Genomic DNA, 11369 nt, shown 5'->3' on the forward strand with positions numbered 1-11369 from the left:
TAGCAGTTGGGGTTGTTGCTCACCAGCGAGGGGTTGTACATGTTGCGGATCGGGCCGTTGCCGACCAGGTTGATCATCTCGCCGACGGTGTAGTCCGGGGAGTCGTACGGCGAGGGCTCGTTGGCGTACGACTCGGTCAGCGCGCCCATGATGTCGCCGGTGGCCTCGCCCAGGCCGGACTCGTTGTTGGCGCCGCCGGGGGTGTACTGGTCGATGCCGTGGCCGAACTCGTGGCCGACCACGTCGATCGCGGCGATCCACTCGTTGGCCTGGCTGTGGCCGATGGATATCGTGCTGCCGTCCCAGTAGGCGTTGACGTCACTGAGGCCGACCTTGACGGGCCAGCTGCCGCCGTTGCCGTTGTGGCCGTTGCGACCGAGCCAGTCGCGGAGCATGTCCCATTCCTTCTGGGCCGCGAACATCGCGTCGCCGCAGCCGGTCTCCTTGCTGGACGGGCTGCCGGTGCCCCAGGAGTCGCTCGACTTGGAGAAGACCTGCCCGGTGCCGTAGTCGGAACACGACAGGCCGGGCCGGTTGGGATCGCGCAGCGAGTAGGAGCCGCCCGAGCTCGTGGTGCTGATGCTGACCGGGGCGGGTCCGTTCCACTTGCTGTTGACGGTGCCGGCGCGCACGTCGTCGTAGCTGTCGAGCACCTCGCCGGTGGCCGCGTCCACGAAGACGTGCAGCGTGCTGGGCGCCGACGCGGTGCGGCCCTTGAGGACGGTCTCCCAGGCGAGCCGGCCGGTGCCGTCCTTGACCCGGACGACCAGGCGGCGGGAGTCCACCGAGTCCACGGTGGCCAGCTTCGTACGGGCGGTCTTCTCCGCGTCCGCCGCGCTGACCTGCGGGGTGGTCGAGCCGCCGACGGGGCCGGTGGCGGCGGACTGAAGGGCGCGGACCGTGCCCCGGGAGTCGGCGAGGACGACCGCGTCGCCGCCGACCACCGGCAGGCCGTGGTAACTGCGCTCGTACGAGACGGAGTACAGGCCGCCGAGCCAGGGCGTGACGGCCTTGCGCTCGTACGTCTCGCCCGGGCCCTTGGCCAGCGCGTCCAATCCCGCGTTCGCAGCCGCGTCGGCGGCGTTGACGGCGGCGGCCAGGGCGCTCGGCGGCGCCGGGGAGGGGGCGGGTGCGGCGGTGGCCGGGCCCGCGGTGGCGGCGATCATGCCGGCCAGCACGGTCAGGGCGGTCGCCGCGGTCAGCAGCCTTCCCGCGGAAATCCTGCGTTGCATCGGGGCTCCTCGCGTGTGGGGGTCCTCGACCGCGGACGGCAGGCCGGTGGCACACCGCAGGGGGCCGCATCGGGGGGACGGCCGTGCGGGCCGTCCGCGCTCGGGTGCCCCGAACCCTCACACGACGTCATGCCCGGGTCAATGCCTGGTGCGTGCGAGGCAAGGGGTTGGCAAATTCCGTCAAGCCCGCAGGTCCGGCTTCGCGTCAAGCTGGGCTTTCCTTCAAGTGGTTGAGACCACCTCATGTACGGAGCCGGTGGCGATCGAGTACCGTCCTCGTCATCGGAGTCGTCGGAATCACTGGAACCGTCGGCAGTCCCTGCGACCGGCCGAGGACGACCCGCCCGGGGAGGCAGCCGTGCAGCGCAACCGTGTGGTCCCCGCGGCGGCGGTGCCGGCACCGCCGACCGGCCGGGGGCAGGACGCCTGGCGCGAGTTCGGCGCCCGGTTGCGGCACTGGCGGCGCCGGGCCGGACTCACCCAGGCGCAGCTCGGCGCCGGGATCGGCTACGACCACACCGCGGTCAGCAAGATCGAGCACGGCGCCCGCCGGGTCACCCCCCGGGTCGCCGACCGGATCGACGAGCTCCTCGGCGCGGAAGGCGAGTTGAGCGCCGCGTGCCAGCGCGCCGAGAGCGCCGAGCTGTGCGTGCTGGACGCCTTCTCACCCGCTCTGCTCCGACCTCCGCTGCCGGGCGGGGCGGCGCCCGGCGCGCCCGTCCCGCCCCCAGCCCCCGCTCCGCTGCGACTGCCGGACTACGGCCTGCTCTGCCCGCTGCACGGCGCCGAGGGCTGCGCGGTCCCCGAGGCCGGAGAACTCGTCGCCCTGCACGCCGAGTTCTGTGCCCCGGAGGGCCTGGCCGACCCGGCCGCCGGGCGCCCGCTGGACGACGTCACCGCGCATGCCCTGACCGGGCTGCTCGCCGCCCACCTGCGCTCCGGCGAGACCGGCGACCGGCCGGGCCTGGCCGCCGCCGTGGAGCGCACCCTGCACGCGGTGCTCGCCCGGCTCGCCGGCGCCCCCGCCGCGCAGCGCGGTCCGCTGGTCCGGCTGGCCGCCGAGCACGCCCACGCGGCCGGTGCGCTGCGGATGCAGGACGGTCGCAACGCCACCGCGATGGCCTGCTACGACCGCGCCCTCACCTGGGCCGGGCTGGCCGTGGACCGGGCCACCCAGGTCGGCACGCTCAGCGACATGAGCGTCCTGGCCCGGCTGGACGGCGACCCGGTCGCGGCGCTCGGCTACGCCCGCGAGATCGAACGGGTCGCTCCGGACCGGCACTGGGCCGGCGCGATGGGCCGGATCAGCCGGGCCCGGGCGTACGCGCTCACCGGTGACGTGCGGGCGACCGTCCGGCAGATCGGGCTGGCGCGGGCGCACCTGGATCACATCGGCGCGGAGGACGAGGTCGACGTGCCCTGGCTCTCGATCGCCTCGATGCGGATGCGGGTCGAGTCCGCCGCGGCCGCCGCGCTGCGCGACCTGGCCGCCGCCACCGACGACCCCCGGCTGGCCCGCCGCGCGCTGGACGCCACCGAGACCGCCCTCGGCCTGCTGGGTCCGGACCAACTGCCCTCCAGTCGACTGCTCTTCATCGTCCGGGCGGCCGACTGCCACGTCTGCGCGCACGACCCGGCGACGGCCGTCGAACTGCTCGGCCCCGCCCTGGAGGCGACCGGCGTGACCGCCCTGCCCGCGCTGGTCGAGTACGAGCTGCGCGGTCTGCGCGACCGTCTCGCGGCGCACGCGCCCCGTGCCGCGCACCGGTTGGCGGAGCCGGCCCGCTCCTGATCGGGCGGTGCTCCGGGGGCCGTGGCGACGGTCGCCCGTTTGGCTGGATCAGGTGGCCGCGCGGGGTGGCGCGGAAGGGGCGCACACCAGCGCCCGCCGACCTGGACGGATGCGGTCGCACGCCGCCAATTCCCACGCCTTCTCGAAAATGCGCCCCCTTCACGCCGTACGAACGTCAACTTCGTGAGCGTATAGTCCGCCGATCGGGTCATTCATGGAGTTAACACGTCGAATGACTGTCACGGCGCGAGTCTGCCGCTAGAGTCTCTGACGTTTCCAGTCGTTAGTCCGCGAAGAACGGGGGGCGCGTGCTGTCAGCCATTGCCCGCCGGCTCGCCCACCCGCTGCTGCTCCTGGGTGTGCTGTGCACGGCCGTCGCGACCCTGCACTTCCATTGGGCGCCGGACCGGGTCTCCCCGCTCTTCCTGGTCGCCGTCCTCGGATACCTGGCGGTCCTGGAACGGGTGATCCCGTACCGGATCGACTGGCATCCGAGCCGACGCGAACTCGGCTGGTACAGCGTCTACTTCGTGCTGAGCATGGTCGGCGGAGCGCTGGCCCAGGGGCTGGTGGCGACGCTGGTTGAGGTGCTCGGCCCGGCCCACCCGGCGCTGCCGTTCGCGGTGGAGATCCCGCTCGCGCTGCTGGTCGGCTCGCTCGGCGACTACCTCGTGCACCGCTGGTCCCACCGCAACCGGTGGCTCTGGCGGCTGCACGGGGTGCACCACGTCCCGGACAAGGTGAACGTCGCGAACAACGGCGTGAATCATTTCCTGGACGTGCTCGTCGCACAGTCCGTGGTCCAACTGTCGCTGGCGCTGATCGGATTCTCGCCGGATTCAGTGTTCGTGGTCGGAATATTCGTCCTGGCTCAGGGGTATTTCGTCCACGCCAACATCGAAGTCCGAATCGGCCCGCTCGGCCACGTGCTGGCCGGGCCGGAACTCCACCGCCTGCACCACAGCACCGACCTCGCCGAAGCCGGCCACTACGCCTCCGACCTCTCGCTCTGGGACCACGTGTTCGGGAGCTTCACCTGGCGCCCCGGCAGGGTGCCGAAGGCCGTCGGCCTCACCGACCCGGCCGCGTTCCCCACCACCGGGGAGCTCGGTGCCACGCTGCTGCACCCCTGGCGCCGGGCGAAGACCACCGAGCAGTCCGTCTGAACCCCGGCCCGAGCGGCCGCCCCCACTTGCCCGTGTCCCCGGCGCCACGCCATCACCCCCGGATTGGACCATGACCTCCTCGCCCTTCGCCGTGCCCCGCGAACGCATCGCGATCACCGGTATCGGCTGCCGCCTGCCAGGACACGCCAACGACCACCGGTCCTACTGGAGCAACCTGATCGAGGGCCGGGACTGTCTCGCAGAGACGCCCGCCGACCGCTACGACACCGGCACCCTGGGCAGCAGGGACCGGGCCAAGCCGGGGCGGCTGATCGGTGGCCGGGGCGGCTACATCGACGGCTTCGACACCTTCGACCCGGACTTCTTCGGGATCAGCCCGCGCGAGGCCGAACACATGGACCCGCAGCAGCGCAAGCTCCTGGAGGTCAGCTGGGAGGCCCTGGAGGACGGCGGCCTGCGCCCCGGCGAACTGGCCGGCCGCGAGGTCGGCGTCTACATGGGCGCCTTCACCCTCGACTGGAAGATCCTCCAGTTCGCCGACCTCGACTTCGGCACCATCGCGGCGCACACCGCCACCGGCACCATGATGACGATGGTGTCCAACCGGATCTCGCACTGCTTCGACTTCCGCGGGCCCAGCGTCTCGATCGACACCGCGTGCAGCTCCTCGCTGGTCGCGGTCCACCTCGCCTGCCAGAGCCTGCTCCGTGGTGAGACCGAACTCGCCCTGGCCGGCGGGGCGTTGCTGCACATGGCGCCGCAGTACACGATCGCCGAGACCAAGGGCGGCTTCCTCTCCGCGGACGGCCGGTCGCGCGCCTTCGACGCCTCCGCCGACGGCTACGTCCGGGCCGAGGGCGTCGGCGTGGTCGTGCTCAAGCGGCTCTCCGACGCGCTGCGCGACGGGGATCCGGTGCACGCCGTCATCCTCGGCACCGGCGTCAACCAGGACGGGCGCACCAACGGCATCACCGTCCCCAGCGCGGACGCCCAGGTCACCCTGATCGAGCGGGTCTGCGCCGAGGCCGGGGTGGTGCCCGGCAGCCTCCAGTACGTCGAGGCGCACGGCACCTCCACCCCGGTCGGCGACCCGATCGAGGCCGCCGCCCTCGGCCGGGTGCTCGGCATCGGCCGCCGGCCCGGGGACCGCTGCTACGTCGGCTCGGTCAAGACCAACATCGGACACACCGAGGCGGCGGCCGGCGTCGCCGGGCTGATCAAGACCGCGCTCGCGATCAAGCACCGCCGCATCCCGCCGCACCTCAACCTGGAGCGGCCCAACCCCGGCATCGACCTGGACGCGCTGCCGTTCGAGATCCCGACCGTTCCGGTGGACTGGCCAGAGCACCGGGGGCCGGCCCGCGCGGGCGTCAACTCCTTCGGCTTCGGCGGCACCAACGCCCACGTGCTGCTGGAGGAGCCGCCGCGGCCCGATCCCGCCGCACCGGTGGCCGGGCCGGCCCGCTCGGTGCTGCCGCTGAGCACCAAGGACACCGCCGCACTTCCCGAACTGGCCGACGCCGTACGGCAGGAGCTCGCCGGCGGGACCTCCCTGGCCGACCTCGGCCACACCCTGGCCCACCGCCGCCAGCACCTGCCCGAGCGGCTCGGGGTGGTCTACTCCACCCGGGAGGACCTGGACGAGGCGCTGGCCGCGTACGCGCGCGGCGAGGAGCACCCGCGAGTGGTCCAGGGCCGCGCCCGGGAACGCCGGCAGCGCCGGCTGGCCTGGGTGTTCACCGGCATGGGCCCGCAGTGGTGGGGCATGGGCCGCGGGCTGTACGAGCACGAGCCGGTCTACCGGGAGGCCGTGCAGGCCGTCGACCAGGAGATCCGCGCGCAGGCCGGCTGGTCGCTGCTCACCGAGCTGGGCCGGGACGAGGCGGACTCCAGGATGGCCGAGACCTGGCTCGCCCAGCCCGCCAACTTCGCCGTCCAGGTGGGCCTTTCGGCGCTCTGGCGGAGCCACGGCCTGCGCCCCGACGCGGTGGTCGGCCACAGCACCGGCGAGGTCGCCGCCTTCCACGAGGCCGGGGTGTACGACCTGGCCGACGCCGTGCGGGTGGTGCTCGCCCGCAGCCGCCTCCAGCAGCGCCTGGCCGGCAGCGGCAGCATGCTCGCGGTCGGTCTGCCGGAGGCCGAGGCCGAGCGCCGCATCCGCCCGTACCGCTCCCGGATCTCGCTCGGCGCGATCAACAGCCCCTCCGCGGTGACCCTGGCCGGGGACACCGAGGCGCTGGCCGAGCTGGCCGAGGAACTGCGGCAGCAGGGCGTCTTCGCCCGCCTGCTGGACGTCGAAGTCCCGTACCACAGCGTGCGGATGGACCCGATCCGGGACGAGCTGGTGGCCGCGCTCGCCGTCATCAAGCCCCAGGAGGCGCGGCTGCCGCTCTACCTGACCGCCCGCGAGGGGCTCGCCCGCGGGCCGGAGCTGGACGGCGAGTACTGGTGGCAGAACGTCCGCAACCCGGTGCGCTTCCGGGCCGCCGTCGAGCGGATGGCCGAGGACGGCCACGGACTGTTCCTGGAAATCGGCCCGCACCCGGTGCTCGGCCACGCGATCCGCGAGTGCGCGGAGCGGGCGCACGTCCTGCCGTCGATCCGCCGGCAGCAGGACGAGCCCGAGCGCCTCGCCCGCAGTCTCGCCGAACTGCACACCCTCGGCGTCGAGTTGAGCTGGGACGCGCTGCACCCGGCGGGCCGTCCGGTGCCGCTGCCGGCCTACCCGTGGCGGCGCGACCGGTACTGGGTGGAGCCCAAGCCGGTCGAGCAGGTCCGGCTCGGGCAGCTGGACCACCCGCTGCTCGGCCGCCGCACCGCGAGCGCCCAGCCCGGCTGGACCGTCGCGCTCGACCCCGAGCGGCTGCCCTACCTGACCGACCACCGGATCGAGGGTCAGGTCGTCTTCCCCGCCGCCGGGTACCTGGAGATGGCCGCCCAGGCCGTCCGCACCCTGACCGGCGGCACCGAGGTGACGCTGGCCGAGATCGAGCTGAACCGGGCGCTGTTCCTCTCCGAGACCGAGCCCGTCCCCGTCCAGCTCGGCTACGGGCCGGAGGACGCCCGCTTCACCATCGCCTCCACCCCCGCCGGCGGCGAGCCCGCCGTGCACGCCGGCGGCCGGGTCCGCACCGGCCAGCGCCGCGGCTACGGCCCCGCACTGGACGCGGACGCCCTCCGGGCCCGGGGGCGGCACCTCGACGGCCCGGACTGCTACCGGCAGCTGGCCGCGCGCGGCTACGACTACGGGCCCGCCTTCCAGGCCATCGCCGAGGTGTGGGCGGGCCCCCGCGAGGCGCTCGCGCGGATCCGGCCGACCGCCGAGCTCGGCCCGGACGCGGCCGACCACCACCTGCACCCGGTGCTGCTGGACGGCTGCTTCCAGACCCTGCTCACCACCCGGCTGGAGGAGCCCGAGGGCGGCAGCGTCCGGCTCCCCGTCTCGATCGCCGAGGTCCGGCTCGACGAGATCGGCGACCGCCCGCTGTGGGTGCACGCCACCGTCACCCGGGACAGCGGCGAGGAACTCGTCGGCGACCTCGCGCTCTACACCGAGGACGGCACCCCGGTCGGCCGGGTCACCGGCTTCCGGGTCGCCGACGTCGCCCAGGCCCCGGCCTCCGTCGGGCTGGCCACCATCGACGGCTGGCTCACCGAGGTCGACTGGGTGGAGGTCGCCGCGCCGGCCGTCGACGGGCCCCCCGGCGACCTGCTGCTGTTCGCCGACGAGGGCGGCCTCGCCGAGCGGCTGGCCGCCCTGGCCACCGGCCGGGGCGCCCGCTGCCACCTGGTCCGGCCCGGCGCCGAGTACCGGCACGGCGAGGGGCACTCGACCGTGCGGCCCGACTCCGCCGAGGACGTCCGGCGACTGTTCGCCGAGCTCGACCCAGGCTTCGCCACCGTCGTCCACCTCTGGAACCTCGACCAGCCCGCCCTCGCCGCCACCACCGCCGACCGGCTCGGCCCGCTCGCGACCCTCGGCGCCTACTCCCTGATCGCCCTCGCCCAGGCCCTGCCCGCCGCCCGCCCGGACGGCCGGCTGCACATCGTCACCCGGGGCACCCAGCCCGCCGCCCCCGGCGACCGGGTCGAACCGCTCGGCGCCCCCGCCTGGGGCATCGGCCGGGTGCTGTGGCAGCAGGAGCTGGTCGCCCAGCGCGGCACCCTGATCGACCTCGACCCGGCCGTCGACGCCGCCGACCAGGCCGAGGCGCTGCTCGCCGAACTCGCCGCCCGGGACGAGCAGGAGATCGCCCTGCGGTCCGGCGGCCGGCTCACCAGCCGGCTGCGGCAGGCCGAGGGCCTCACCCGGCCGCTGCCGCCGGTCCTGCGCCCCGACGGCAGCTACCTGGTCACCGGAGCCTTCGGCGCCCTCGGCCGGCTGCTCTGCCGCACCCTCGTCCGGCGCGGCGCCCGGCGGCTGATCCTGGTCGGCCGCACCGCCCTGCCCGAGCGCTCCGAGTGGGCGTACACCGACCCGGACACCCCCGTCGGGCAGCGGATCGCCTTCCTGCGCGAGCTCCAGGCGCTCGGCGCCGAACCGCTGCTCGCCCCGATCGACGTCACCGACGAGGCCGCCCTCGCCGACTGGCTCGCCGACTACCGGCAGCGCCAACTCCCGCCGATCCGAGGCGTGTTCCACCTCGCCGGACAGGTCAGGGACACCCTGCTGGCCCAGATGGACCGGCCGGCCTTCGACGCCGGCTACGCCCCCAAGGTGATCGGCGGCCACCTGCTGCACCGGCTGCTGCGGGACGAACCGCTCGACCACTTCGTGCTGTTCGCCTCCGTCGCCTCGCTGCTCACCACCGCCGGCCAGACCAACTACGCGGCCGGCAACGCCTTCCTGGACGCCCTGGCCCACCACCGCCGGGCCGAGGGCCTGCCCGGGCTCAGCCTGGACTGGGGGCCCTGGGCCACCGGCATGATCGAGGAGCTGGGCCTGGTCGCCCACTACCGCGACGCCCGGGGCATGAGCTCGCTGCCGCCGGACGCCGGAACGGCCGTCCTGGAGCGCGTCCTCGGCCAGGACCGCGCCCAGCTGCTGGTCGCCACCGTGGTCGACTGGCCGACCTTCCTCGCCTGGTACCCGGCGCCGCCGCCGCTGGTCGCCGACCTGGCGGCGAGCGCCGCCGAGCAGGCCCCGGTCGAGACCGGCGGCTTCCTGGACGCCTACCGCGCGGCCGACCCGCAGGCCCGCCGGGAGCTGGTCGTCGAGCGGTTCACCGCCGCCGCCGCGGCCGTGCTGCGGATCGGCGCCGAACGGATCGACGCGGACACCAGGCTCGGCGCGCACGGCCTGGACTCGCTGCTCGCGATGGAACTGCGCGCCCGGGTGCACGGCGAACAGGGCGTCGCCCTGCCGGTGGTGGCCCTGCTCAGCAACGGCACCGTCGGCGACCTGGTCGACCTGCTCACCGAGGGCCTGGCCGAGCGGCTCACCGCCGACGGCGCCCCGGCCGAGGCCGAGGTCGAGCTGTACGCCGACGAGTCCCGCTTCCCGCTCACCCACAACCAGCAGGCGCTCTGGTTCCTGCGCCTGCTGCACCCGGACGGCTTCGCGTACAACATCGGCGGCGCCGTCGAGGTCCGCGCGGAGCTCGACCCGGAGCTGATGTTCGGGGCCTTCCGCCACCTCGTCGCCCGGCACCCCGAGCTGCGCGCCGCCTTCACCGCCGAGGAGGGCCGCCCGGTCCAGCGGATCCGGGAGGAGGCCGAGGCCGACACCGGACTGTTCGACGTCGAGGGCCGGCCGTGGGAGGAGATCCACGACCTGATCGTCCACGAGTACCGGCGGCCGTACGACCTCGCCGAGGACCCGCTGGTGCGGCTCAGGCTGTTCCGGCGCGGGCCGGACCGCTGGGTGCTGATGAAGGCCGTCCACCACATCGTCTCGGACGCGATCTCCACCTTCACCTTCATCGAGGAGCTGTTCGAGGCCTACGAGGCGCTGCGCCAGGGCCGCACCCCGGAACTGCCCCCGGTGCCCGCCCGCTACCTGGACTTCCTCAACCGCCAGAACCGGTTCCTGGCCGGGCCCGAGGCGCGGCGGATGCTCGACTACTGGCGCGGCCACCTGCCGGCCGAGATGCCGGTGCTGGCCCTGCCCACCGACAAGCCGCGCCCGGCCGTGCAGACCCACAACGGCGCCTCCGAGTTCTTCCAGCTGGACGCCGAACTCACCGCCCGGGTGCACGAGCTGGCCCGGGCCAACGGCGCCACCCCGTTCATGGTGCTGCTCAGCGCCTACTACCTGCTGCTGCACCGCTGGTCCGGGCAGCCGGACATCGTGGTCGGCAGCCCGGTCACCGGCCGCACCCAGGAGGAGTTCGCCTCCGTCTACGGCTACTTCGTCAACCCGCTGCCGCTGCACGTGAGCCTGGCCGGGGAGCCGACCGTGGCCGAGCTGCTGGGCCGGGTGCGGGAGAGCGTGCTCGGCGGGCTGGACAACCAGGAGTACCCCTTCCCGCTGCTGGTCGAGCAGTTGGGCCTCCAGCACGACCCGAGCCGCTCCGCGGTGTTCCAGGCGATGTTCATCCTGCTCACCCACAAGGTCGCCGTGGAGCGCTTCGGCTACCGCCTGGAGTACATCGAACTCCCCGAGGAGGAAGGCCAGTTCGACCTCACGCTGTCCGCCTACGAGGACCGCGCCGACGGCTGCTTCCACTGCGTCTTCAAGTACAACTCGGACCTCTTCGAGCCCGCCACCGTCCAGCGGCTGGCCGCGCACTACCGCAACCTGCTGGACGCCATGACCCGCGCCGCCGAGGACGAGCCGGTCGGACGGCTGCGGATGCTCGGTGACGCCGAACGGCGGGAGCTCCTCACCGGATTCAGCGGCGCCGAGCGCCGGATCGAGCACGACACCCCGGTGCCCGAGCTGATCGCCAAGGCCGCCGCCGAACGGCCCGAGGCCGTCGCGGTGGTCGCGCCCGGCCGGGACGGCGTCCGCCGGCTGACCTACGGCGAACTGGAGCGCCAGGCCCAGCGCACCGCCGTGAGACTGCGCGAACTCGGCGTCGGCGAGGGCTCGGTGGTCGCGGTCTGCCTGGACAAGTCGCCCGAGCTGATCACCACCCTGCTGGGGATCTGGCGGGCCGGCGCCGCCTACCTGCCGCTCGACCCCGGGCACCCGGCCGACCGGGTGCCCCACCACGGGGGGGCCGCCGGGGCGGAGGAGGTGGGGGGCGGCCAACCGCCCCCCCGCCCCCCCGCCCA

At 74.2% G+C, this 11369-nt stretch carries 4 protein-coding genes; 3 read left to right on the forward strand and 1 reads right to left on the reverse strand.

The features are described from left to right. A partial coding sequence (locus ACFVHV_RS41670) for a M4 family metallopeptidase (protein WP_380358801.1) occupies nt 1-1232 on the reverse strand: 1232 nt, incomplete at its 3' end. A 358-nt stretch (nt 1233-1590) separates the two neighbouring features. Here ACFVHV_RS41670 and ACFVHV_RS41675 point away from each other — a divergent pair. The 3 genes from ACFVHV_RS41675 to ACFVHV_RS41685 form a co-directional block, all read left to right on the forward strand. Further along, nucleotides 1591-3024 (forward strand): helix-turn-helix transcriptional regulator, encoded by a 1434-nt coding sequence (locus ACFVHV_RS41675; protein ID WP_359898339.1) that lies wholly within the window; start codon nt 1591-1593, stop codon nt 3022-3024. A 308-nt stretch (nt 3025-3332) separates the two neighbouring features. Further along, a complete protein-coding gene (locus tag ACFVHV_RS41680; RefSeq protein ID WP_380358803.1) occupies nt 3333-4190 on the forward strand; it encodes a sterol desaturase family protein in 858 nt (285 codons plus the stop codon). A 70-nt stretch (nt 4191-4260) separates the two neighbouring features. Next, nucleotides 4261-11369, forward strand: a 7109-nt coding sequence (locus ACFVHV_RS41685) for a condensation domain-containing protein (protein ID WP_380358805.1), incomplete at its 3' end; no start/stop codon positions are given.

The sequence above is a fragment of the Kitasatospora sp. NPDC127116 genome, assembly GCF_042677365.1.
Lineage (GTDB): Bacteria > Actinomycetota > Actinomycetes > Streptomycetales > Streptomycetaceae > Kitasatospora > Kitasatospora lactacystinica.